This window comes from Rhodococcus sp. PvR044, from assembly GCF_040548995.1.
GTDB classification, from domain to species: Bacteria; Actinomycetota; Actinomycetes; order Mycobacteriales; family Mycobacteriaceae; genus Rhodococcus_G; species Rhodococcus_G oryzae.
In genome coordinates this window covers 81,554-103,606 of the sequence record NZ_JBEPSX010000002.1, presented here as the reverse complement: position 1 = coordinate 103,606, position 22,053 = coordinate 81,554, and the positions used below count along the sequence as shown (strand labels likewise).

The window sequence follows — 22,053 nt, the reverse complement described above, 5'->3', positions numbered from 1 at the left end:
TCGGCTCGGGGGATATCTTCGGCAACTGGGTGTCGCTCGGTGCATGCCCATTGACCGATTCGGCATCTGGCCGCATCGCATCGGATCTTCTGTTCGAAGGGAATTTCATGGCGACCTACGTCATCACCGGCTGTGCCTCCGGCATCGGCGCGGCCACCAAGGCGCGGCTGGAATCCGACGGCCACCGCGTCATCGGCGTCGATCTGCACAACGCGGACGTCAACGTCGACCTGAGCACGGCCGACGGGCGCCGCGACGCGATCGCGCAGGTGGCAGCGCTGGCCGACGGCAGCATCGACGGATACGTCCCGTTCGCCGGCCTGGCCGCCGCCGCGGGCCGCCCCGCGAATCTGCTGATCGCGGTCAACTACTTCGGCGCCATCGAACTCCTCGAGGGCCTGCGCCCGCTGTTGGCCGCGGGCAAGAACCCGTCCGTGGTGCTGGTCAGCTCCAACTCCACCACCAGCCAACCGAACTGGCCGACCGATCTCGCCGACGCCTGCCTGGCAGGCGACGAATCGGGCGCCAACGCTGTCGCCGCGACATTCGGGGAGTGGGCCGCCATCCAGGCGTACCCGGCCACCAAGGCCGCGTTGGCCTACTATGCCCGGACGAAGTCCGCCGAGTACATCGCGCAGGGCATCCGACTCAACGCGATCGCGCCCGGCCTGATCGACACCCCGATGACCCAGGAGGGGCGCAAGGACCCGCTGGTCGGCGCGGGCATGGAGCATTTCCTGTCCACCATCCCCGCCGGGCGCGGCGGCAAGCCCGAGGAGGTGGCCGCTCTGGTGGCGTTCCTGCTCGGCCCCGAGGCCAGCTACTTCGTCGGGTCCGTCGTGTTCGTCGACGGTGGCACCGATGCCGCGGCCCGCGGCAAGGACTGGCCGAAGGTGTGGGACCTGAGCTAACCGGTCCTCGAGGGCCGGAAAAGGCGCAGGTCGGCGGCGGCGCCCGCGAGAACTAGACTGGCGGGTGGCCGCCCTGTCGCGGTCACCACCGGAAGGACCACAATCACACACTCTGCTGCCCCGAATGACATCTACTTCGTTCCCCCGGAGCAGGAGACGAGCGACGCCGTGCGGGACGCGTCCGCGGCAGCCGAGGCGCGGCTGCGCGATCGCCCCGAGGTCGTCCGGTTCAAGGGCCGCTTCGCGCTCTCGATCACCACGACGACCCCACACGAGGCCGTGGTGGAGGACCTGCTGTTCATCCGCGACACCCTTGACGCCGCCGGCATCGAATACCTGCTGGTGCGGGGCAACGACGAGCGCCCGGTGATCGCCGTCAACTGGGCCGACCGCAAGATCCTGCGCGCGGCTCTCGTCGCGGCGTGCGAGGACCTCCCGTTCTACTCGAAGACCGTCGATGCCAAACGCAGCCCGGCGGTCCTTGTGGCCGACGGCACGCTGTCGACCACGTCGAAGGCCCGCATCTTCCGGTTGTTCCGGCCGCGGGTCGAGCTGGCGAGCGGACTGAACTACGGGGCGTCGACGGGCGTGCAGATCGAGCTGTGGTCGATATCGGACGACGAGATCGTGTTGCCCATCGAGAACTCGCTGACCCGACGAACAGTGCGCCCCGAAGAGGCCGTGCGGGGCACGGTCGAACGGTTCGGCAAGGTGTGGCCGACCATCGAGAACATGTTTGCCGACCACGCGTCGGACATCAACTTCGATGTGGACCTGGTGTTCTCGTGGGTGGACGGCTCATCCAAGGAATGGCAGGCGCAGCGCGCCAAGCGCATGCAGAACCACGTGGTCGGGGAGGGCGACGACTCCGAGGCCCGCTTCCGTCAGATCGACGAGTTGAAGTATGCGCTGCGGTCCGTCCACATGTATGCGCCGTGGATCCGGCGCATCTTCGTGGCCACCGATTCCGCCCGGCCCGCGTGGCTGGCCAACGACTCCCGGGTCACATTCATGCCGAGCGAGGAGTTCTTCGCCGACACGTCGGTGCTGCCCACCCACAACTCGCAGGCCGTGGAATGCCAGCTGCACCACATCCCCGGCCTTGCCGAGCACTTCCTGTACTCCAACGACGACATGTTCTTCGGCCGGCCGGTCGGACCCCAGATGTTCTTCTCCCCCGGCGGCGTCAGCATGTTCATCGAGGCGACAACGCGAATCGGATTGGGCCACAACGACGGGGAGCGCAGTGGGTTCGAGAACGCGGCGCGGGTCAACCGTCGGTTGCTGCAGGAGCGCTTCGGTCTGATGACCACCCGGCACCTCGAGCATGCGGCCACTCCGCTGCGCAAGAGCGTGATGGCCGAGATGGAGAAGGAGTTCCCCGACGAGTTCGCGGCCACGGCCGCAAGTACTTTCCGGGCGAGCTCCAACATTTCGGTCACCAACTCGCTGTATCACTACTACGCGTTGATGAGCGGACGCGCGGTGGCACAGACCGCGGCCCGGGTGAAGTACGTGGACACCACCATGAAATCCGGTCTCAAGGAAATGGATTCGCTGCTCGCCAAAAGATCGATGGACTTTTTCTGCCTCAACGACGGCAGCGCGCCCGAGATCGATCTCGAGCTGCGCACCGCGAAGGTGACGCAGTTCCTGGAGAACTACTTCCCCATCCCCGCACCCTGGGAGTCCTGAAGCGCTCTATACCCTTGGCTGTCTCACCGTCCCGGACGCGCGTGCGTCAGGTGGGACACCGATCCGGACCCCGGCCACTTCTTGAGCCCAACGCGATCGGGCGTGACCCGCTTCTTCACGAACTGGGCCTCGAGTTCCGGGTCGGCGGCGCCAGTGAACCGCCACAGCGTGGTGTCGGTCGTGCGTGGCGCCATCGCCCACGACTCGGCGCGGTACACCGCCCGAACAATGTTGTCCGCAAACACGATCACCGGAATGTTGACGGTCTCGCGAACAGCGTTCCCGGCCGCCCACGACTGACGTGCCATCGCGTAGATCTCATCCTGAGTCGCCCCCCGTTTCGCCGCTCCCTTCACCTCGACCAGGAAGCACGGCGTGGGTAGGTCCGGCACCGGTTCCGCCGCATACTGCAGCACCAGATCATCTACCGGTGCAGCCGTGAGCTCGAGAGTTTCGCCTGCGAGGTTGGTGAGGCCGGGAGTTTCGGTCTCCTGCTCGAGCAGGCCGAGCACGCCTGCGAGCGCCATGCGAACCCCGTCCGCGGCCCGATCGTCGTCGGTGGCCGTGATCTGATGCTGCACAATGTAGTGCTCCACCTCGTGGCCGGCGTCGTAGATGCTGCGAATACGCCTGATGCTCGCGGTGGTGACCTCGGGGCGGTCCGTCTCCTGGCCCTCGAGCAACTGACGACTCTCGGTCTCCTCCAGCGCCGCCCACACGTGGCCGAATACGCGGTTGCCGCGTCCACTCCCCACGTAGAAAACCGACCGGTTGCGTGGATCCAACAGCGCGTACACGTACACGCCCAACTGTTCGGCCACCCGCGCGGGCAGTGGTTTCGGGGCGGGACGAGTCTGATGAACCGTCGTCACGATCAGGCGCAGCGCCGCGAGCCTGAGGGCCACCGGGACACCGTGGCCGTCACCGTCGATCCGATCGAACAGCGCTGCCGATGCCGCCTGCACCGACGTGAACGTCCGCCCCACATTTCGCCCGAGGGCCGTGGCCACATCGGCGAACTGCGCCAGCCGCACCCGCGGATCCGGCGATGCGTCGGCCAGGTCGTTGGATGCGAGAAAGGTCTGGACCTCTGGCGAGGCAAGCCAGCGCGGTGTGATGTCGATCGGAACTGTCCAGACGGTAGCCATGCCCCGACTCTAGTGAACGTCGCCGTGAAAGTAGCTGGTCGCGCGCCGGCTACACCCGGTCGGCACTCACCGGCACCACCGGGAGTTCGCTGTCTGCGATCCGAACCCGGGCCGAGGCGAGTCGCCGCGCGGTCTCCCCTGCGGTGACGTACTCGCCGACGATGTCATGGCCGCCCATCGGGACGACGGAATGAACGATGGTGCCTGGGTAGACGTGCACCATGTTGTGGCCCTGGGCGCCGTCGCGTCCGCGCTGGGCTCCTGGCGGCACGGTGAGATCCTGCGTGTAGCAGGTGGCGGAGGCGACAGAGACGGGGATGCCGGCGAACGTCGCGGTCGTCGAGTAGTGAAGATGGCCTGCCAGGATGGCCCGCACATCGCTGCCGCGCAGTACCTCGGCGAGCCGCGTCTGGTCGCGCAACTCCACGAGCACCGCGAGATCCTGCACGCACGGAACCGGCGGGTGGTGCAGCGCCAGGATGGTGCCGTGTGGTGCAGGCGTCTCGAGTTCGGCTGCAAGCCAACGTAGTTGGGCCTCACAGATCTCGCCGTAGTGGTGTCCGGGCACCGTCGAGTCGAGGGTGATGATGCGCAGGCCGTCGACATCGTAGGTGCGATCGACCGGCCCGGTTTGCGGATCCTCGTCGAAGAGCACGGCGCGGAAGTGGGCGCGGTCGTCGTGATTGCCCATGGCCCAGATGACCTGCGCACCGAGAGAGTCCGCGACGGGGTCGACGAGGGCGCGAAGCTTCGCATAGGCGCCGGGTTCGCCCTTGTCGGCGAGGTCGCCGGTGAACACCAGCGCATCGGGCCTCGCCTGTGACGCCTCGATCTCGGCGAAGATCTGCCGTAGTCGGGCCTCGCTGTCGACCCCGCCGTAGAGCGCGCCGGGGCGATCGAGCAGGTGGGTATCGCTCAGGTGGAGTAGGACGTGTGATGGGCGCGGATACTCGGCCGTGCGCATGGTGCTGATCGGTCTCTCGCTTCCGCTCGCCCCCGACGTGCAGGTGCCCGGCTGGGGGCACCTACCCGGACTCCACACTAGCCAGGTGGACGCCCGGAGGCCGAAGGTGTGGCAGATCGACGCCTGAGCCTCGCGGCACGGCGGGTCGGACCCGGGAACCGGGCCGACCCGCCGTCCGGGGCTAGGATCCCGTCCGGATCCATTCCTCCAGGTGCGGCGACTCGGTGCCGATCGTGGTGCCGTCGCCGTGCCCGGTGTGCACCCGGGTCTCCGCCGGTAGCGCGAACAGTCGGTCGCGGATCGACCCGATGATCGTCGGGAAATCGGAGAACGAGCGCCCGGTCGCCCCCGGTCCACCGGAGAACAGGGTGTCGCCGCTGAACAGCTCGCCCGCCTCGGGCAGGTACAGGCAGGTCGAGCCCGGAGAGTGGCCGGGCGTGTGGATGGCCTGGATCTCCGTGCCCGCCACCGCGATACGCTGACCGTCCTCGAGCGGCAGGTGCGCGACCTCGGGGTGGGTCATCCGCCACAGCACGTCGTCGGCGGGGTGCAGCAGGATCGGGGCATCCAGACGTTCCGACAGCTCCGGCGCGACAGTCACGTGGTCGTTGTGCCCGTGGGTGAGCACGATCGCCTTCACCCGCCTGCCTGCGACCGCATCGATGATCGGCTGCGCGGTGTGTGCGGCGTCGACGATCACCACCTCGGAGTCGTCGCCGATCAGCCAGATGTTGTTGTCGACGTCCCAGGTGCCACCGTCGAGGCTGAACGTCCCCGACGTGACGACCCGGTCGACCCTCAGCGCGCCGCTCACAGCACGACCACCGAACGCAGCACCTCGCCGCGGTGCATGGACTCGAAGGCCTGCTCCACCTCGTCGAGCGCGATCCGCTCGGTGACGAACTTCTCCAGCGGCAGCCGACCCTGCTGGTACAGGTCCACGAGCATCGGGAAGTCGCGCTCGGGCAGGCAGTCGCCGTACCAGGACGACTTCAGTGCCCCGCCACGGGAGAAGAAGTCGATGAGCGGCATCTCCAGCGTCATGTCCGGGGTGGGCACGCCGACCAGGACCACCGTGCCGGCCAGGTCGCGCGCGTAGAACGCCTGCTTCCAGGTCTCCGGCCGCCCGACTGCGTCCACCACCACGTCGGCGCCGAAGCCACCGGTCAGTTCCTGTACGGCCTCGACCACGTCGTCGACCTCGGCGGCGTTGATCGTGTGGGTGGCGCCGAGTTCGGTAGCCCACTCGAGCTTGCGGGGGTCGCGGTCGATCGCGATGATCGTGCCCGCGCCCGCCAGCCGGGACCCCATGATCGCGGCGTCACCGACGCCGCCGCAGCCGATGACCGCGACGGAGTCGCCGCGGCCGACGTTGCCGGTGTTCATGGCCGCACCCATGCCCGCCATGACGCCGCAGCCGAGCAGACCCACCACCGCGGGATCCGCGGACGGGTCCACCTTCGTGCACTGACCGGCGTGTACCAGGGTCTTGTCTGCGAACGCGCCGATGCCGAGGGCGGGACTGAGCTCGGTGCCGTCCTGGAGGGTCATCTTCTGCGTCGCGTTGAAGGTGTCGAAACAGTACTGGGGGCGTCCGCGCTTGCAGGCGCGGCACTGACCGCAGACCGCCCGCCAGTTCAGCACCACGAAATCGCCCACCTCGACCGAATCGACACCCGCGCCGATGCTCTCGACGATGCCGGCCGCCTCGTGTCCGAGCAGGAACGGGTACTCGTCGTTGATGCCCCCGTCGCGGTAGGTGAGGTCCGTGTGGCAGACCCCGCAGGTCGAGACGGCGACGACGACCTCACCGGGCCCGGGGTCGGGGATGATGATCGTCGCGATCTCGACCGGCGCTCCCTTGGAGCGGGCGATGACACCCCGAACCTGCTGCGACATGGCGTTGTCTCCTTCGAACTCGTGTGGATTCATGGCGGTACGAGCGCCGGGTTCGACGGTAGTCCAACCGGCGTCCGCAGTGCCCGGACCGCGTCCAACGGAGATAGTTTGCGTGGACCGATGAGTTTTCCGATCGGCGGCGGTCTAACCGTTCGACGACCTCGGAAGCCGAGGACGCAGCGACGCAACCGATGACAGGAGCAGACAATGTCCCGCATGCTTTTCGTGAACCTGGCAGTGAAGAACATCGAGGCGACCCGGAAGTTCTTCGACGGACTCGGATTCGGGTTCAACGAGACCTTCAGCGACGAGAACTGTGCCTCGATGGTGATCAACGACCTGACCACGGTGATGCTGCTGCAGGAGGCGCGGTTCCGCGACTTCATCTCCGACGACATCTGCGACACCTCGAAGTCTCGTGAGGCCCTGCTGTGCATTTCCGCGGACAGCCGGGAGGAGGTCGACTCGCTGGTCGACACCGCCATCGGCGCGGGCGGCTCGGCCTGGATGGAGGCGCAGGACCAGGGCTTCATGTACGGCCGCGCGTTCCGTGACCTGGACGGGCACGTCTGGGAGGTCATGTGGATGGACCCCGCCGCCATCGGCTGACCGGATATTGTCGAACTGCGCGTAGACCCCGCACGGGCAGGACGGTCCGCATGGCCGAACCGATCGACGAGCAGTTCATCGAGTCCGTCGGGGCGATGGCGAGCCCGACCCCCTGGCGCTCGCCCGCCCCGACGGAACCCGTCCGCGAGGGTTCGGTGCTCACCGTGGCCCGCTGCCTGGAGCTCTTCGATGCCCAGCTCGGGAGCAGACACCTCGATCTCGCCGCCCGCGTGCTGCAGGCCGGTGGCGCGGGCTTCTACACGATCGGTTCGTCGGGTCACGAGGGCAACGCGGCGGTGGCGGGCGCGCTGCGGCCGACCGACCCGGCGCTGTTGCACTACCGGTCCGGCGGCTTCTTCCTCGAACGCGCGCGCCAGGTGGGCGGCGGCGATCCGCTGCGGGACGTGCTGCTCGGGGTGGTCGCGGCCGCCGCCGACCCGATCTCCGGCGGGCGGCACAAGGTGTTCGGCCGCCACGACCTCGCGGTGATCCCGCAGACCTCCACGATCGCCTCACACCTGCCGCGCGCGGTGGGCGTCGCGTTCGCGATCGGCAGGGCCCGCAGGCTGGGTGTCGATACGCCCTGGCCCGCGGATGCGGTGGCCGTGTGCAGCTTCGGGGACGCCTCCGCCAATCACTCGACGGCGGTCGGCGCGATCAACGCGGCGGCGCTGGGTGCGTACGAGGGTCTACCGCTGCCCTTGCTGTTGGTGTGCGAGGACAACGGCATCGGCGTCAGCGTGCCCACCCCCGGGGGCTGGATCGAGTCCGCCTACTCGGGCCGGGTGGGGCTCGAGTACTTCGCTGCGGACGGCTGCGACCTCGCCGCCGCCGTCGACGCGGCAACGCGCGCCGCACACTGGGTGCGCGAGCACCGGCGCCCGGCGTTCCTGCACCTGCGCACGGTCCGGCTGATGGGGCACGCGGGCTCGGACGTGGAATCGGCCTACCGATCTCCCGCGGTGATCGCCGCCGAACAGCGCCGTGACCCGCTGCTCGGCACCGCCCGGCTGCTCGTCGAGTCGGGGGCCCTTGCGCCTGCCGAGGTGCTTGCCCGGTACCGGCGCAAGCGCGACGACGTGCTGGCGCTCGCTCGCGAGGTCGCCCTGCTCCCCCGGCTGACGACCGCGGACGCTGTGATGTCGCCGCTGCGCGGACCGGACCCCGGTTCGGTGTCCGCCGGGGTCGACAAACCGGCCGAGACACGTTCTCGAGCACAGGTTTTCGACGGTGCACTGCCGGAGTATGCGGGTCGTCTCACCCTGGCGCAGTCGATCAACCGTGCCCTGCTCGACACCCTCGCTGCGTACCAAGAGGCGATGGTCTTCGGTGAGGACGTTGCCCGCAAGGGTGGCGTCTACGGCGTCACAAGGGGGCTCGCGAACCGGGCGGGTACGGCTCGGGTATTCGACACCCCGCTCGACGAACAGACCGTGCTCGGGCTCGCGCTCGGCGCGGGTGTCTCCGGGCTGCTGCCCATCCCGGAGATCCAATATCTCGCCTATCTGCACAACGCGGAGGATCAGATCCGGGGCGAGGCAGCGACATTGGGCTTCTTCTCGTCCGGCCGCTACCGAAACCCGATGGTGGTGCGGGTCGCAGGCTACGGCTACCAGAAGGGCTTCGGGGGTCACTTCCACAACGACGACGCGGTCGCCGTGCTGCGTGACATCCCGGGCTTGGTGCTGGCCTCCCCCGCCCGGCCCGAGGACGCCGCCCCGATGCTCCGCACCTGTGTCGCGGCCGCGAAAACCGAAGGCGCGGTGTGCGTTTTCCTCGAACCGATCGCGCTGTACCACGAGCGGGACCTGCACGAGCCCGGGGACGAGGGCTGGCTGGCGCCGTACGAGGGGCCGGGCGGTTGGGCTGCGGCGCACGTACCGATCGGGAGTGGACGCACCCACGGGGACGGAGCGGACCTGACCATCGTGACGTTCGGCAACGGACTCCGGATGAGCCTGCGGGTCGCCCGGCGGCTGCGCACGCGCGGCCTCGACGCGCGCGTGTTCGACCTGCGCTGGCTGGCACCGCTGCCCGTGGCGGACCTGCTCCGCGAGGCGCGGGTCACCGGGCGGGTGCTGGTGGTCGACGAGACCCGCCGGTCGGGCGGTGTCTCGGAGGGGGTGATCGCGGCGCTCGTCGACTCGGGTTTCGAGGGCGCGATCGCGCGGGTCACGAGCGAGGACAGCTTCGTCCCGCTCGGCGAGGCCGCGCGCCTGGTGCTGGTCTCCGAGGAGCAGATCGAGGCGGCGGCGGTGGGTCTGGTCGGCCGCAGCCGGTGATGGTCAGGGCCGGTCGAGCTCCATCGCGACCGCCCGCACCGGCGCACCGTCGCCGCCAGCCAGCTTCAGCGGCAGGATGCTGATCAGCGGGTCCGGGAAGTCGACGAGTTCGAGGTTGCAGAGGTTCTCGGCGATCACGCCGCCCGCTTTCGCGATCAGGTGGTGCGCCGGATAGTCCGTGTCCTCATCGCCGGACGGGTCGACGCTCGGCGCGTCGAGGCAGAACGCCCGCACCCCGCGCTCGAGCAGCAGCGCGCAGGCGTCGGCGCCGAGGAACGGGTGGTCGTAGTAGACGTCGGTGCCGTAGTGCCGGTCCCACCCGGTGTGGACGAGCGCGATGTCGCCGGTCCGCACCGATTCGGCGGGCCCGGCGATCATCGCCGCGGTGATCGGCTGCCGAGGGGCCAGTCCGCGCAGGTCGAAGACGACACCGCGACCGACGAAGAGCGACAGGTCCATTCGGTCGATCGGGGTGTCGCCGTCCCGCAGGTGTACCGGCGCGTCCACGTGGGTGCCGGACTGCGATCCCATCTCCACACGCAGGACGTTGTAGCCGTCGCGGGCCACGGTGCAGTGCGGTGTCAGCCTCGCTGCCGGGTCGCCGGGGTACACCGGCATGCCGGTGTCGATCGGGTGTGAGAGGTCCACGATCCTGCGCACCACGCTCACGGCCTCACCTCCATCGTGTGTCGACCAGTATCACCCGCGCAACGGGTACTCGAAGCCAGGAACGAGCCGCCCGGCGACCCAGGCGGCCACCAGCACGATCGCCACCGCGGGTATCAGGGTGTGCGGGAGGTAGCCCAGGCCGGGGCCGGTGAGCCCGATGCTGCCCGCGCACAGCGCCGCGGGGATGTGCGGCGCGCGCAGGATGGCCATCAGCGCGACCGCGGCGACCACCGAGGCCGCGACGGCGGCCTCCGACGGTCCGAGGATCGCGGTGGTGGGGAGCGCCGTCGCCGCAGCGGCCGGGTAGGCCCGCAGGATCGCTCCCGGCCTCGCGGGCGGTCCGGAGGGGGCGAGCGCGATCAGGGCTGCCGATGCCACGAACGGCAGCGCGAAGACCGCGAGGCCGAGCAGGTGTTCGGCCGTGGCCAGGGACGCGATGATGGTCAGTGCCGCCGCGGCCGCGCTGAGGGCCGAGGCGGTGGTGCCGCGGCGGGCGATCGTGGCGGAGGCGTTGGTGAGGACGGACATGGGGCTCCTTCTTGCAGGCGTTGCGGGATCAGAGGTTTCGACGGAGGAAGTCCCGGATCAGCTCGGCGATCTCCTGTCCGTGGGTCTCCAGCGCGAAGTGGCCCGCGTCGAGCAGGTGGATCTCCGCGTCGGGGAGATCGGTCGCGAACGCCTCGGCGCCTGCGGGGCCGAAGATCTCGTCGCCGCGGCCCCATGCGACCAGCGTGGGCGGCCGATGGGTCCGGAAGTACTCCTGGAAGGCGGGGTACCCGTCGAGGTTGAACTGGTAGTCCAAGAACAACTGGAGCTGAATCTCCTTGTTGCCCGGCCGGTCCAGGCCCGCCTGGTCCGTCAACCAGGTCTCGGGCGCGATCCGGTCCAGCCGGTCGGCGGGGACGCCGTGGGTGTACTGCCATCGCGTCGCGTCGAGCTCGAGGAGTTCGCGGACCGCGGGCTCGTGCTCCGCGCGGTTCTGCGCGTGCGCGAACAGCACGTCCCAGAACGGGGTGAATCCCTCCCGGTAGGCATTGCCGCTCTGAGTGATCAGCGCGGTGACACGCTCCGGGTGCTTGGCGGCGATCCGCAGCCCGATCGGTGCGCCGTAGTCCTGGATGTAGAGCGCGAAGCGGTCGATGCCGAGGCGGCCGAGCAGCTGATCGGTGATCTCGGCGAGGCGGTCGAAGCTGTAGTCGAACTCGTCGACCGCGGGCATCGAGGAGCGCCCGAAGCCGATGTGGTCGGGCGCGACAACGTGGAACTCGTCCGCGAGTTCGGAGATCAGGTTCCGGAACATGTGTGAGCTGCTCGGAAACCCGTGCAGGAGAACGAGGGTCGGGTTGTCCGGGTGGCCGGACTCCCGATAGAAGACCTCGAGTCCGTCGATGGTCGCGGTGCGGTGGCGGGTGTCGAAGCTGGACATGGTGGCTCCTGACTCTCTAGGGAGAACGAGCGTTCTCCCTCATGGCGTGTACAGTAGAGAACGATGGTTCTCCGCGCAAGTGTCGAGGTGAGAGATGGATCCGGATACCGCTGACACCCAGCTGCTCGACGCAGCCGAGGCACTGTTCAACGAGCGCGGCGTGCAGGCCGTCGGGATGGACGAGATCCGCACGAGGTCCGGGGTCTCCCTCAAGCGCCTCTACCGGCTGTATCCGGCGAAGGACCGGCTGGTCGAGGCGGTGCTGCGCAGGCGCGACCTCGTCGTGCGGGAGGAGCTGGCCCGGTTCCTGGAGCCGATCGACGATCCCCGTGACCGGGTCCTCGGCGTTTTCGACTACCTGGACGACTGGTTTCGGCGGGAGGACTTCCGGGGCTGCACCTTCATCAACACCTTCGGCGAGCTGGGCGGGGGGAACCAGGCCGTCGCCGACATCGCCAAGGCGAACAAGGCCGCACTGCTCGAGTGCCTGCGCGAGCTGGTCTCCGCCGCGGGCCTACCGGCGCCGCTGGCCGACCAGCTCGCGATCCTCGCGAACGGCGCGATGGCGACCGCCGCGATCGCCCGCTCACCGCTGCCCGCCCGGCAGGCCCGCGATGCCGCACGCGTGCTACTGGACGCGGTGAGCTGACGACCACGCGGGGGCGTCACCCTCGCCGGCGGATCCGCCGGTCGACCGCCCGCGCGGTCGCGATCGGGTCCCATACCTCTTGGCGGGCCCGTACGAGGGGGTAGCAAGCGAGTCCGAGGAGTGCGGCGGTGAGGTGGCCGACGTCGGTGAAGGTGACGCCGCCGAGCAGCGGCACCGCATAGAAGACGAGCACGCCGGCCAGGTAGACGTACCGCCATGGCGGGGCGATCCGATACGTCAGTACAGCGACCACGCCCGCGAGGGCATAGCTGACTCCGTAGTCGAGGGTATCGACCGCGGACTCCGGGGCGCGACCGTGCTGGATCGCCCAGTACAGGACGCCCTCGCTGATGTAGGTGGCGCCGACGTGCGCGATCACCACGACGACGAGCCACCGAAGCGTGCCGAGCCAGCGTTCGGCCGGCACATGGAAGACGTTGTAGACGACGAAGTAGGTGATCCAGCCGCCGCCCGCGAGCCAGAACGCGCTGGTGATCAGCACCCGTATCGGGTCCTCGGCCAGGTGGTGCAGGTTGGTCGACCGATTGCCGAGCACGTCGGTCAGGAGGTCCGGCGCCAGGTGGCGGCTCACCACGGTCGTCGCGAGCAGGATTGCCAGCCAGATGAACGTGCCCGGTGCGCGCCGGATGTAGGCCCACACGGCACGCGGCACGGAGGTCAGCTCCCGGGGGGTCGGTAGGTCGCGGGGCGCTTGGCCGCGTCGTCGATCTGCTCGGGGGTGAGCAGGGCGACGGTCACGGTGCGGGCCGCGCCGCTCGCGGCGGTGCGGATGCTCAGCGCCGCCGCGGCAACCTCGTCGGGCACCTCGCCGATGACGTAGAGGTCGTGGCCGCCGAACGCGAAGTGGCAGCTCTCGACGGTCCCGCCGACGCTCTCGACCGCCTGCACGATCGCGTCGCGGCGTCGCGATCCGCCTTCGGTGAGTAGGCCTTGTGCGCCATCGTGCGTGTAGCCGACCTGCCACAGGTACTTGGGCATGATGATGTCCCTCGGCTCGGTTTCTGGGGCGTATCCATCGTCCTCCTCCCGGCCGGGGACCGGTGCGGTATCGCGGAAACGACGACGGATCTACGCTCGGCTCATGGCGGAAGTCCGCATCGGGATCTCCGGATGGGCGTATCCCGGCTGGCGCGGCGATTTCTATCCCGCCGGCCTGGAGCACCGGCGGGAGCTGGCGTACGCCGCGTCCCGAATGGCGTCGATCGAGATCAACGGATCCTTCTACGCGCTGCAAACGCCCGATTCCTTCGCCCGGTGGCGGGACGCGACGCCCGACGGATTCGTGTTCGCGGTCAAGGGCGGCCGCTACATCACGCACATGAAGCGCCTGCGCGACGTCGACACCGCATTGGCCAACTTCTTCGCGTCCGGCCCGCTCGCGCTGCACGCCAAGCTCGGCCCGATCCTGTGGCAGCTTCCGCCCACGCTCGCATTCGACGCCGACCGCCTCGCCCCGTTCCTCGCCGCGCTGCCGCGGACCACGATGGCGGCAGCGGAGCTCGCCGGGCGCCACGACGACAAGGTGCCCGAGGGGGGTGTGCTCACCGTCGCCGATGCGCCGAGGCCGGTCCGGCATGCCCTCGAGGCGCGCCACAGCAGCTTCGGTGACCCGGAGGCGGTAGCGCTGATCGAGCAGAACGGGGTGGCCCTGGTGGTCGCGGACTCAGCGGGCCGGTACCCGATATTCGACAGGTGCACAAGCGATTTCATGTATGTACGGCTGCACGGTGACACCGAGCTCTATGCGAGCGGCTACGGCGACCACGTCCTCGACACATGGGCGACGCGGATCGGGGGTTGGTGCGCCGACGGGCTCGACGTGTACGTCTATCTCGACAACGACGCGCGCGGTCGCGCACCGTTCGACGCGATCGCGCTCCGGCGGCGCCTCGGTGGGGTCTGACGGGCCGGCGACGGGTTCCTCGCGGCCCGGTGGCTCATTCCTCGGGCAGCTCGACGCCCAGTGCCGCGGCCCGCTCGGCCACCGCCTCGGGGAAGACGTTCCGGAACAGGTAGGGGTCCTTGCCGATCACCCATCCGGGGGCGAGCCTGGTGGCGTACCGCTCGAAGTAGCCGAGCTGCTTGCCGAACAGGACCAGCTCCTCCGGGCTGGCGACTCCCCACTGCTTGCCGAGCTGGACCAGCGCCATGATGAGCGTGCCGAGGTTCAGTTCGGCCAGGTCATTGGTGAACACCGGGGCCAGGACGGCGGCCACCTGCATGCCGATCTCGGCGTCGCCTGCCTCGATGTCCGCGGTGTAGCCGAGGTCGCGGATGCCGCGCGCCACCCGTGCGAAATCGCCGTCGATGAGGTTGGCGTAGAACATGTCCCGCAGGATCGACCGCCAGACCTCGGGCAGCTCGCCGACGATGCCGAAGTCGAGGAAGGCGATGCGGCCGTCGTCGAGCGCCCAGAGGTTCCCCGCGTGCACATCGCCGTGGAAAGGGCCGTGGACGGTGATCGACTCGATCCACGCCTTGACGCCGCGCCGGATCAGCATCGTGGTGTCGTGATCGGCGTCGGGGACGAACCGGTCGAGGGGGACGCCGTGCAGCCGTTCCATGCAGATCACGTGCGGGCCGCAGTAGTCCCAGTACACCTCCGGCGCCGTCACTCCCTTGTTGTCGCCGAATGACCAGATGGCGTCACGAAACCGGGTCTGCCGGTCGGCCTCGACGGCGCTGTTGAGTTCCGTCATGGTGGCGGCGTGCAGGTCCCTGATGATGGCGGTCGCGTTCGCGATCCGGAAGAACTCGAAGAGTCGCTCGAGCAGTTTGGCGCCGCCGTACGCGGTGCGCAGGTCGACGAGCATGCGGTGATAGATGCCAGGCCTCTGCACCTTGATCACGGCCTCGCGGCCGTCGTGGAGTACACAGGCATGCACCTGCGCGACGGACGCCGCGGCCAGGGGCTCGTCGTCGAAGCTCGCGAAGATCTCGTCGACGCGCCCGCCGAGGTCGCCCTCGATGACCTCCCTCGCCTTCTGCGCGGACACCGGCGGCACGTCGTCGAGACAGCGCAGGCAGGCGTTGGCGAGTGGGGCAGGGAACACTCCGGAGGAGGAAGCCATCAGCTGCCCGAGTTTGACGAAGGTCGGGCCCAGCGCCTCGAAGGCGTTGACCACACCCTCCGACGCGGCGTCGGCCCAGGTCTCGCCGCGCCGCAGGAACGGCTTGGTGAGCACCGCGTACCCCGCGCAGGCGATGATCACCACCCCGACCACAAGGGCGCGCCACAGCTGGGCGGGGCCGAACTTGTTGAGGTCGGGCATGTGGACCGACAGCGCGGCCGGGGGCGGTCCCGACGCGTAGGGACCGACGGGACTCGAATGGTTGGACTGTGACACCGTTCACCTCGATTCGGGTCCAGCCAGCGTAGGGGTGGCGGCCTATTCCGTCGACACCCGGCCCGGGAGACACGGAGTTCCCGCACGTCGATGTTAGATTCCGACCACAACGTGGTCAGCCCGGGTGGCGGGTCTGCGGGCCCGAGCAGAGCTCAACGCGGAGGTGCCTTTGACACGCAGGCTTGCCGTTCTGGTCGCGGCCGTGGTGATCGGTTCCTGTGCGGTGGTCTATGCGGAGAAACCGGATGCCGTCGCGGCTCCGCTGGGTTCGGACCGAGCGGGGGCGAAGGGCAGCGGATCCTGTGCCGCCGACCTGGTGACCACCACGGCGGCGCTGCTGCCGGATAAGCTCGAGATCCCGGTGCCGTTGCCGGTGGTCACCGCGGTGCCGTTTCCGGCGCCGACGACCACCCCGACCCGGATTCCCGCGCAGGCGCTGCCGTCGGACCCCTGTGCGGATCCCTGCCCGGACCTGACCGACGAGGCGCCCGCCGGCCCGGACACGCTGCTGAAGGCGCTGCGGATCCCCGAGATCGGTTTCAAGTTCCAGCCTTTTCACCTGGGCATTCCGGTCCCCGGGCCGGATCAAGGGCAGCAGGCGGTCGCGCCGGTTCCGGTGTTCCCGCCGACGGAGGCGGCGACGCACGCGGCCCCGCGCCCCATCCCAGAGGTCGGCGCGGTCACCCGGGTCGCGAAGTTGACGGGTGCCGGCTCGATCAACCGCACGGACAAGCGCTGGCAGGTGAACGGAACCGATCTGGGCATCATGTGGGAGAGCGCGCCCGGCGAGGTCGCCGTCGCGTTCGGCGACACCGTCGGCCGGGGCTTCCACCCGCCTGGCGGCCAGGGCGGCGACTGGCGCAGCAATGTGCTTGCCTTCAGCAGCGACGAGAACCTTTCTGACGGTATGAGTTTCGACTCCATGGTGCAGGACGATCGCTGTCACGCGGCGGAGCTGCTCAGCAGCAGGAAGCTGGACAACGTGGAGATCACCACCATTCCCACCTCGGGCTTCGCGATCGGTGAGCGGCAGTACATGAGCTATATGTCCATCCGCACGTGGAACAGCATCCCCGGCACCTGGTTCACCAATCACGGCGGCATCGCCTACTCCGACGACCACGGCCAGACCTGGGCCAAGGATCCGTATGCGCGGTGGGACAACATATTCGGGCTCTCCAACTTCCAGGTGAGTGCGATGGTCCCGCAGGGCGAGTACGTCTACATGTTCGGCACCCCCAACACCCGGCTCGGCGACCTGGGGCTGGCCCGGGTGCCGGTCGGGGAGGTGCTCAACACGTCGGCGTACCAGTACTGGCAGAACGGGGTCTGGACGCCGGTCGGTGGACAGGCGGCCGCGACGCCGGTGGTGCGCGGCCCGGTGGCCGAGGTGTCGGTCCGGTACGACGAGGTCCGGCGGGTCTGGCAGATGGTCTATCTGGACACCGCCAGGACCGCGATCGTGCTGCGTGAATCCGACTCGCCGCAGGGGGAGTGGTCGGAGCCGGCGCCGCTGGTCAGCGTCACCGAGTACCCCGAGCTGTACGGTGGCTTCATCCACCCCTGGTCGACAGGTGACGACCTGTACTTCACCATCTCGACGTGGTCCGACTACAACGTCTTCCTCATGCGCGCCGAGCTGAACTGAGTCGGATCACTCTGGACTCCAGGAGTGTGGCGGTACCGGAACATGGTGCCGCCACAACGAATTCGAAGGAGCAGAACCACCCGATGTGGCCCACCGAATGGCCGTCCGCCGCCCGTGAGATCGCCGATGCGACCGACGTTGCCGTCGCCGCGGCCCGCACCGCCGAACCCGAGCCGTTCGCGGAGGCATCCGCCCGGCTCGCCGCCCTCGATCAGGAGCAGGTCACCGTGGTGCACGCGTCGATCGTGCGCGAGTTGCTCGAGGAGTTGCATCCCGACGGTCTGACCGGTGACGACGTGCAGGCCGTGCTCGAGCGCTGCGCCCGGTCCGCCGCGTCGTGGGTGACCGATCTGGACGTGTCGGTGCTCGTCGTGGTGCTGACCGGTGCGCTGGGACTGACCGACCCAGACGAGGACCCGCGCCCGCTCGCCCGCGCGGACCTGCCCCGGTACGCGACCCTGGTGATCGCGGACCTGCTCGCGGCCGCGGACGCGCCCGGGTCGGGCTACATCCGGCGGGCGATCGGCGAGGTCGCCCGCGCACAGACCGTCGAGATGCCCTGAACCGCTAGCCGTGCAGGATGTTCGCGGCCGCGATCATCGCCTCGACGGACGACTCCGTCGCGGTGTCCGCGAGGCCTGCCGCCCAATGCCTGCGCCCGTCGTGCTCGCACAGCAGGAAGGTTGCGGTGCGGCCGTCGCCGACCTTCAGCTGGTGGAAGGAGAGGATCTCCATCGGCAGGCCTGCGTCGTAGAGCATCGAGGTGAGCGCCGCGATCGGCCCGGCCGCGGTGGCCTCTGCCTGGTGGATGGTGTCGCCGAGGGCGAGCGTGGCCCGGAACTCGGAGCGGCCGGCGCCGAGGGCGTGCGCGGACCATCGGCCGAAGCGGATCGGACCGCCGGTCGGCGAGTAGGTGGCGAGGAAGGTGCGCCAGCTCATGCCGGCGGCCTCGGTGCGCAGGGCGCGGGGGAGCGGGAGGCCGAAACGCAGCGCGAACGGGTCAGACGCAGGGGTGGTGGCGGCGTGCGAGGCGAATGCCTGAAGAGAGTTCATTGAAGCGGTCTTCCTGGATGGAGAGGAAGGACCAACAGATAGCTCGACGACCCGCAGCGAGGGGTCGGTCCGAATCAGACCCCGCTACGGGCGGAATACGAGCTTGATGCGCTTCATGGGGTCCGAATGTAGAGGCGAAACCGCGATGACGCAACTGTGGCAGAGAATCGCCCCGCGAAATTGAACGCTTGTCCATATGTAGTTAAATAGTTGGACGTTTGTTCATATAAGTATCTACGCGCGAACCGGCCCTGTGCCGGGCCCGGGCGACAGCCCTTCGGCGTCGCCCCTCGTGTCCCCTGTTTCACTCGATCGGAGGATCTCAATGTCCCGTCCCATGATGCGTCGCATCGCGTCTGTGGTTGCCGCCACGGCACTGATCGCCGGTGGTCTCGCGATCGGCGCGGGTACCGCTGCGGCTGCCCAGGCGCCCTACTCGGCCACCAAGACCACGAGCAACATCAAGGTGACCAAGAGCGTCGTCGGTGACGGCACGGTCGCGCCGGGGCAGAAGGTGACCTACCGGACCACCATCGCTACCACCGCCCATCCCGATCGGTTCATCAACCGGGTCACCGACTTCCACCCGGCCGGCTTCAAGTACGTCAACGGGAGCGCGAAGCTCACCGCCTGGCACCTCGTCGGCGGCGTGAAGACCGAAAACGTGACGCCCGAGGTCGACGTCAACAACAACACGGTCTCGGTGCCCAGCACCGGGATGGCGATCTCCCAGACCGACAGCAAGACCGTCACTTTCGAGGTGACCTACCTGGTGCCGGAGAATGCGCAGATCGGCACCGCGCCCGACAGTGGCGTGTCCTTCGACGTGTCGGGCTTCGCGACCACCCAGACCTTCAACCCGATGGGTGTGAGCGCCACCATCCGTGCTCTCAACCCGGGTGAGGCGGTCGCCACCGGTTCTTCGGAGCTCGGGCTCGGATCGTCCGACGGCGAGGGCGGCACCAGCGGCTCCGCGGGATCCGCGATCGTCGAGAACCCGACGGGCTTCGTCGTGGATGTGCTGCGCGGGGTCGTCGGCAGCTAGTCGCACGCGCCTGAGCAAAGGGCCGTCCGGATACTCCGGACGGCCCTTGTTTTGTCTAACGATTTATCAAGTGCGACAGTAGTTTTCGAAATCCTGCGCGAACGCGGGTGTCGGTCCATACGATGGCGCGACGCACGTTCGGGTCCTGGGTCTCAGCGGTACCGAGGTGTCGTGAGTCTGTCCCCGACGAATGGAGATCCCGCATGTCCCGTCCCACGATGAGCCGCCTCGTATCCGCAGTCGCCGCCTCCGCCCTCCTCGCAAGCGGCGCCCTGGCCCTCGGCGCGGGCGCCGCCTCGGCCGCACCGAACCTGTTCGACTTCGGCTCCACGGCGGGGGGACCGGCTCAGCTGGATCTGGGCTCCAGCTCGAACGGTCAGGAGCTGCCCGCCTCCGCCACGGTGACCACCGACAATCTCGCGGTGACCAAGGCCGTCGTCGGCAGCAACAAGATCGCGACCACCGGTCAGGTCACCTATCGGACCACCATCGCGGCCACCGGCGGACCGGACCGGCTCATCAACAAGATCGCCGACATCTTCCCGTTCGCCCTCAGCTACGTGTCGGGGAGCGCCACCGTCACCTCGTGGCAGGACGGCCAGATGAAGACCGAGGGTGTCGTCCCCGCCGAGGCCAACGGGCGCCTCGCCGTGTCCGAGGATGTCGGCTGGGTCGTCTCGGCGACGGGCAACAAGACCGTCACCTTCGAGGTGACCTACCGCGTGCGCACCGACATCTCGTTCGACATCGACGTCTTCGACAGCGGCACCGCGATCGAGGTCAGTGGCCAGGCTGCCCAGGAATGGCCCGATATGGGTGTGAAGATCGGGCTGCTCGGACCGAGCGGCTCCTAGCCGATCGCGGCCGGTCGGCAATGGGTCCATCCGGAGCCATTGCCGCTCAGGCCATGTCGTCCTCGTCGCCGGGGGTCACCCGCCGCAACCCGCGGTAGGCCTCCGCGGGGGTGCGGCGGCCTGCGACCACCGCCTCGACCTCAGCGGCGATCGGCATCTCGACGTCGTAGTCGCGGGCCAGCTCCATCACGGTCGGGGCCGTCTTGACGCCCTCGGCGACCTGACCGAGCTCGGCGAGGGTCTGCTCGATCGTGAGCCCGCGGGCGAGCGCCTCGCCGACGCGGCGGTTGCGGGAGGCCGGGCTGATGCAGGTCGCGATCAGGTCGCCGACGCCGGTGAGTCCGGCGAACGTGCGCGGGTTGGCCCCCATCGCCTCGCCGAGCCGGGTCATCTCGGCGAGCCCGCGGGCGAGCACCATCGCCCGGGTGTTGTCCCCGACCCCGAGGCCGTCGGCCATGCCCGCGGCGATCGCCACGATGTTCTTGAGGATGCCGCCGAGCTCGCAGCCGAGCACGTCGGTGTTGCGGTAGACGCGGAACACCGGCGAGGCGAACAGCGGCTGCAGCGCGGTGGCCACCCGGTCGTCCTGGGTCGCGACCACCGAGGCTGCGGCCAGGCCGTCGACGATCTCCCTTGCGATGTTCGGTCCGGCCAGCAGCCCGACCGGATGACCGGGCAGACACTCGGCGATCACCTCGGTGGGCCGCTGCCTGGTCCCGGGCTCGAGCCCCTTGGCCAGCGACAGCACCGGCACCCATGCGCGAACCCCGTTGGAGATCTCGCTCAGCGTCGAGCGCACCGCGTGCGAGGGCACCCCGACCACCAGGACGTCGGCCTCGTTGGCGGCCTCGGCGATATCGGAGGTCGCGCGCAGGTCAGGCGAAAGGGCCCGGTCGCCGAGGTAGCGGGAATTGCGATGCTCGGAATTGACCTCATCGGCGGTGTTCGGATCGCGGGCCCACAGCAGCGTCGGGGTGTTCCGCGCGGCGAGGCCGGCGACAGTGGTTCCCCACGAGCCGGCCCCCAGCACCACCACCCGTACCGGCCGCGCCATCACCGATCACCCAGTCCGCCATCGACAATTGCGATCATCGATTCAGGTTCCCACCCGCGCCGAGGGCGCGGTGCGGAATCCTGGAAACTCGTTTGACGGTCAGGGAGCGACGACGCCCGCGATCGGGATGCGTCCGCCGACTGCGACTCGGAAGTCGACCATGGCGCGCTGCAGATGGTCCGGCGAGGTGACCACGACGGCGCTGGTGGCGCCGCGCTGAGCGAGGATCGCGTTGGTGTTCCGCGCGTTCTCGACCGTGGAGCGCGAGGTGTATTCCTCGGTGATCCGGAATGCGGGGATGCCGTGCCCGATCAGCCAGTCGCGCATCGCGCGGGACTCGGTGATTTCGTTCTGCGGTACGCCGCCGCTGACGATGATCGGGGACAGCGGGTAGCGGTGGGCGACCTGCAGGGTCGCCTGCATCCGGGACTCGAGCACCGGCCGCATCGTGCCGTTGGGGAACAGTCCCGCGCCGAGCGCCACGATGTTGGTGCCGAACGGATTCAGGTCGAGGACCACCGGGAACTGGGTGGTCAGGGTCTCGAACCGGGTGCAGGCGAGGATCGCATCGCGAGAGGGTGTCTGGCAGCCGCCGACGGTCGAGAGCACGCCGTTCACCAGCGTGGTCGGTGTCACGTCGGCATTCGCCGTGGCGGGCAGGACGGCGCCCGCCGCCGCGGCGATGGCGGTGGCGGCGAGGATCCTGCGGGCGAGCAGAGACGGCGAACGAAACGACATGACACTCCTTTGGACGAACGGCTCCTCCCCCGCAGGAGGTG

Annotated in this window: 24 protein-coding genes; 11 read left to right on the top strand and 13 right to left on the bottom strand. The window is 69.0% G+C overall.

Annotated features, from left to right (window positions below):
* Positions 1 to 107 precede the first annotated feature (107 nt).
* Together ABIC28_RS06655 and ABIC28_RS06650 are read left to right on the top strand one after the other, a co-directional pair.
* Complete coding sequence (locus ABIC28_RS06655; protein ID WP_097213507.1) at positions 108 to 911, top strand: SDR family oxidoreductase; 804 nt, start codon at positions 108 to 110, stop codon at positions 909 to 911.
* Between the two features lie 201 nt (positions 912 to 1,112).
* A complete protein-coding gene (locus tag ABIC28_RS06650; RefSeq protein WP_245222095.1) occupies positions 1,113 to 2,606 on the top strand; it encodes a stealth family protein in 1,494 nt (497 codons plus the stop codon).
* A gap of 23 nt (positions 2,607 to 2,629) precedes the next feature.
* Here ABIC28_RS06650 and ABIC28_RS06645 read toward each other — a convergent pair whose 3' ends face one another.
* A complete protein-coding gene (locus tag ABIC28_RS06645) occupies positions 2,630 to 3,754 on the bottom strand; it encodes a hypothetical protein (RefSeq protein WP_097213505.1) in 1,125 nt (374 codons plus the stop codon).
* A 49-nt stretch (positions 3,755 to 3,803) separates the two neighbouring features.
* Positions 3,804 to 4,718, bottom strand: coding sequence for a phosphodiesterase (locus ABIC28_RS06640; protein WP_354578082.1), 915 nt, complete (start codon positions 4,716 to 4,718; stop codon positions 3,804 to 3,806).
* Here ABIC28_RS06640 and ABIC28_RS06635 point away from each other — a divergent pair.
* On the top strand, positions 4,711 to 4,845 hold the full coding sequence (locus tag ABIC28_RS06635; RefSeq protein ID WP_257017716.1) for a hypothetical protein: 135 nt from the start codon (positions 4,711 to 4,713) through the stop codon (positions 4,843 to 4,845). The two genes, ABIC28_RS06640 and ABIC28_RS06635, sit on opposite strands and share 8 nt — an antisense overlap.
* A gap of 54 nt (positions 4,846 to 4,899) precedes the next feature.
* On the opposite strand, the gene ABIC28_RS06630 is transcribed toward ABIC28_RS06635, so the two are convergent.
* Together ABIC28_RS06630 and ABIC28_RS06625 are read right to left on the bottom strand one after the other, a co-directional pair.
* Positions 4,900 to 5,532, bottom strand: a complete 633-nt coding sequence (locus ABIC28_RS06630) for an MBL fold metallo-hydrolase (protein WP_097213503.1) — start codon at positions 5,530 to 5,532, stop codon at positions 4,900 to 4,902.
* Positions 5,529 to 6,617, bottom strand: a complete 1,089-nt coding sequence (locus tag ABIC28_RS06625; protein ID WP_097213547.1) for an S-(hydroxymethyl)mycothiol dehydrogenase — start codon at positions 6,615 to 6,617, stop codon at positions 5,529 to 5,531. The genes ABIC28_RS06630 and ABIC28_RS06625 overlap by 4 nt, the downstream gene beginning before the upstream one ends.
* A 207-nt stretch (positions 6,618 to 6,824) precedes the next feature.
* On the opposite strand from ABIC28_RS06625, the gene ABIC28_RS06620 reads away from it, so the two are divergent.
* A complete protein-coding gene (locus tag ABIC28_RS06620) occupies positions 6,825 to 7,226 on the top strand; it encodes a VOC family protein (protein ID WP_136907663.1) in 402 nt (133 codons plus the stop codon).
* A 50-nt stretch (positions 7,227 to 7,276) separates the two neighbouring features.
* Complete coding sequence (locus ABIC28_RS06615) at positions 7,277 to 9,508, top strand: thiamine pyrophosphate-dependent enzyme (protein ID WP_097213501.1); 2,232 nt, start codon at positions 7,277 to 7,279, stop codon at positions 9,506 to 9,508.
* 3 nt (positions 9,509 to 9,511) lie between these two features.
* Here ABIC28_RS06615 and ABIC28_RS06610 read toward each other — a convergent pair whose 3' ends face one another.
* Genes ABIC28_RS06610 through ABIC28_RS06600 form a run of 3 tightly spaced genes read right to left on the bottom strand, consistent with a single transcriptional unit; the run spans position 9,512 to position 11,603 of the window.
* Positions 9,512 to 10,177 carry a cyclase family protein gene (locus tag ABIC28_RS06610; protein ID WP_097213500.1) on the bottom strand — a complete coding sequence of 222 codons (666 nt, stop codon included), beginning with the start codon at positions 10,175 to 10,177 and terminating at the stop codon, positions 9,512 to 9,514.
* Between the two features lie 30 nt (positions 10,178 to 10,207).
* A complete protein-coding gene (locus ABIC28_RS06605) occupies positions 10,208 to 10,705 on the bottom strand; it encodes an HPP family protein (RefSeq protein WP_097213499.1) in 498 nt (165 codons plus the stop codon).
* A gap of 28 nt (positions 10,706 to 10,733) precedes the next feature.
* Entirely contained in the window at positions 10,734 to 11,603 is an 870-nt protein-coding gene (locus ABIC28_RS06600; RefSeq protein ID WP_097213498.1) for an alpha/beta fold hydrolase, read from the bottom strand.
* A 94-nt stretch (positions 11,604 to 11,697) separates the two neighbouring features.
* Here ABIC28_RS06600 and ABIC28_RS06595 point away from each other — a divergent pair, with 94 nt between their 5' ends.
* Positions 11,698 to 12,252: a TetR/AcrR family transcriptional regulator gene (locus ABIC28_RS06595; protein WP_097213497.1), complete on the top strand. Its 555-nt coding sequence runs from the start codon at positions 11,698 to 11,700 to the stop codon at positions 12,250 to 12,252.
* 16 nt (positions 12,253 to 12,268) lie between these two features.
* On the opposite strand, the gene ABIC28_RS06590 is transcribed toward ABIC28_RS06595, so the two are convergent.
* Positions 12,269 to 12,934, bottom strand: a complete 666-nt coding sequence (locus tag ABIC28_RS06590) for a rhomboid-like protein (protein ID WP_097213546.1) — start codon at positions 12,932 to 12,934, stop codon at positions 12,269 to 12,271.
* On the bottom strand, positions 12,931 to 13,251 hold the full coding sequence (locus ABIC28_RS06585) for a GYD domain-containing protein (RefSeq protein ID WP_097213496.1): 321 nt from the start codon (positions 13,249 to 13,251) through the stop codon (positions 12,931 to 12,933). Before ABIC28_RS06585 ends, ABIC28_RS06590 begins: the two co-directional genes overlap by 4 nt.
* Positions 13,252 to 13,354: 103 nt before the next feature.
* On the opposite strand from ABIC28_RS06585, the gene ABIC28_RS06580 reads away from it, so the two are divergent.
* Positions 13,355 to 14,176 carry a DUF72 domain-containing protein gene (locus ABIC28_RS06580; RefSeq protein WP_097213495.1) on the top strand — a complete coding sequence of 274 codons (822 nt, stop codon included), beginning with the start codon at positions 13,355 to 13,357 and terminating at the stop codon, positions 14,174 to 14,176.
* 34 nt (positions 14,177 to 14,210) lie between these two features.
* Here ABIC28_RS06580 and ABIC28_RS06575 read toward each other — a convergent pair whose 3' ends face one another.
* Positions 14,211 to 15,545, bottom strand: a complete 1,335-nt coding sequence (locus tag ABIC28_RS06575) for an ABC1 kinase family protein (protein WP_097213545.1) — start codon at positions 15,543 to 15,545, stop codon at positions 14,211 to 14,213.
* A gap of 244 nt (positions 15,546 to 15,789) precedes the next feature.
* Here ABIC28_RS06575 and ABIC28_RS06570 point away from each other — a divergent pair, with 244 nt between their 5' ends.
* Positions 15,790 to 17,268: a glycoside hydrolase family 183 protein gene (locus ABIC28_RS06570; protein WP_097213544.1), complete on the top strand. Its 1,479-nt coding sequence runs from the start codon at positions 15,790 to 15,792 to the stop codon at positions 17,266 to 17,268.
* Positions 17,269 to 17,351: 83 nt separating this feature from the next.
* On the top strand, positions 17,352 to 17,831 hold the full coding sequence (locus ABIC28_RS06565; RefSeq protein ID WP_097213494.1) for a hypothetical protein: 480 nt from the start codon (positions 17,352 to 17,354) through the stop codon (positions 17,829 to 17,831).
* Positions 17,832 to 17,835: 4 nt separating this feature from the next.
* Here the strand turns inward: ABIC28_RS06565 and ABIC28_RS06560 are convergent, their stop codons facing one another.
* On the bottom strand, positions 17,836 to 18,321 hold the full coding sequence (locus ABIC28_RS06560) for an alpha-isopropylmalate synthase regulatory domain-containing protein (protein WP_354578076.1): 486 nt from the start codon (positions 18,319 to 18,321) through the stop codon (positions 17,836 to 17,838).
* A 325-nt stretch (positions 18,322 to 18,646) separates the two neighbouring features.
* Here ABIC28_RS06560 and ABIC28_RS06555 point away from each other — a divergent pair, with 325 nt between their 5' ends.
* Both ABIC28_RS06555 and ABIC28_RS06550 read left to right on the top strand, forming a co-directional pair.
* Positions 18,647 to 19,366, top strand: coding sequence for a hypothetical protein (locus tag ABIC28_RS06555; RefSeq protein WP_257017710.1), 720 nt, complete (start codon positions 18,647 to 18,649; stop codon positions 19,364 to 19,366).
* Positions 19,367 to 19,569: 203 nt separating this feature from the next.
* Positions 19,570 to 20,220: a hypothetical protein gene (locus ABIC28_RS06550; RefSeq protein ID WP_269588767.1), complete on the top strand. Its 651-nt coding sequence runs from the start codon at positions 19,570 to 19,572 to the stop codon at positions 20,218 to 20,220.
* 46 nt (positions 20,221 to 20,266) lie between these two features.
* Here the strand turns inward: ABIC28_RS06550 and ABIC28_RS06545 are convergent, their stop codons facing one another.
* Together ABIC28_RS06545 and ABIC28_RS06540 are read right to left on the bottom strand one after the other, a co-directional pair.
* On the bottom strand, positions 20,267 to 21,274 hold the full coding sequence (locus ABIC28_RS06545) for an NAD(P)H-dependent glycerol-3-phosphate dehydrogenase (protein WP_136907685.1): 1,008 nt from the start codon (positions 21,272 to 21,274) through the stop codon (positions 20,267 to 20,269).
* 99 nt (positions 21,275 to 21,373) lie between these two features.
* On the bottom strand, positions 21,374 to 22,012 hold the full coding sequence (locus ABIC28_RS06540; RefSeq protein ID WP_354578073.1) for a YdcF family protein: 639 nt from the start codon (positions 22,010 to 22,012) through the stop codon (positions 21,374 to 21,376).
* Between the last annotated feature and the right edge of the window lie 41 nt (positions 22,013 to 22,053).

Bases quoted from the DNA above. Each gene is read 5' to 3' on its own strand.
- ABIC28_RS06655 (WP_097213507.1), top strand. From the start codon at position 108: ATGGCGACCTACGTCATCACCGGCTGTGCCTCCGGCATCGGCGCGGCC.
- ABIC28_RS06645 (WP_097213505.1), bottom strand. From the start codon at position 3,754: ATGGCTACCGTCTGGACAGTTCCGATCGACATCACACCGCGCTGGCTT.
- ABIC28_RS06640 (WP_354578082.1), bottom strand. From the start codon at position 4,718: ATGCGCACGGCCGAGTATCCGCGCCCATCACACGTCCTACTCCACCTG.
- ABIC28_RS06625 (WP_097213547.1), bottom strand. From the start codon at position 6,617: ATGTCGCAGCAGGTTCGGGGTGTCATCGCCCGCTCCAAGGGAGCGCCG.
- ABIC28_RS06620 (WP_136907663.1), top strand. From the start codon at position 6,825: ATGTCCCGCATGCTTTTCGTGAACCTGGCAGTGAAGAACATCGAGGCG.
- ABIC28_RS06615 (WP_097213501.1), top strand. From the start codon at position 7,277: ATGGCCGAACCGATCGACGAGCAGTTCATCGAGTCCGTCGGGGCGATG.
- ABIC28_RS06605 (WP_097213499.1), bottom strand. From the start codon at position 10,705: ATGTCCGTCCTCACCAACGCCTCCGCCACGATCGCCCGCCGCGGCACC.
- ABIC28_RS06600 (WP_097213498.1), bottom strand. From the start codon at position 11,603: ATGTCCAGCTTCGACACCCGCCACCGCACCGCGACCATCGACGGACTC.
- ABIC28_RS06595 (WP_097213497.1), top strand. From the start codon at position 11,698: ATGGATCCGGATACCGCTGACACCCAGCTGCTCGACGCAGCCGAGGCA.
- ABIC28_RS06585 (WP_097213496.1), bottom strand. From the start codon at position 13,251: ATGCCCAAGTACCTGTGGCAGGTCGGCTACACGCACGATGGCGCACAA.
- ABIC28_RS06580 (WP_097213495.1), top strand. From the start codon at position 13,355: ATGGCGGAAGTCCGCATCGGGATCTCCGGATGGGCGTATCCCGGCTGG.
- ABIC28_RS06575 (WP_097213545.1), bottom strand. From the start codon at position 15,545: ATGCCCGACCTCAACAAGTTCGGCCCCGCCCAGCTGTGGCGCGCCCTT.
- ABIC28_RS06565 (WP_097213494.1), top strand. From the start codon at position 17,352: ATGTGGCCCACCGAATGGCCGTCCGCCGCCCGTGAGATCGCCGATGCG.
- ABIC28_RS06560 (WP_354578076.1), bottom strand. From the start codon at position 18,321: ATGAACTCTCTTCAGGCATTCGCCTCGCACGCCGCCACCACCCCTGCG.
- ABIC28_RS06555 (WP_257017710.1), top strand. From the start codon at position 18,647: ATGTCCCGTCCCATGATGCGTCGCATCGCGTCTGTGGTTGCCGCCACG.
- ABIC28_RS06550 (WP_269588767.1), top strand. From the start codon at position 19,570: ATGTCCCGTCCCACGATGAGCCGCCTCGTATCCGCAGTCGCCGCCTCC.
- ABIC28_RS06545 (WP_136907685.1), bottom strand. From the start codon at position 21,274: ATGGCGCGGCCGGTACGGGTGGTGGTGCTGGGGGCCGGCTCGTGGGGA.
- ABIC28_RS06540 (WP_354578073.1), bottom strand. From the start codon at position 22,012: ATGTCGTTTCGTTCGCCGTCTCTGCTCGCCCGCAGGATCCTCGCCGCC.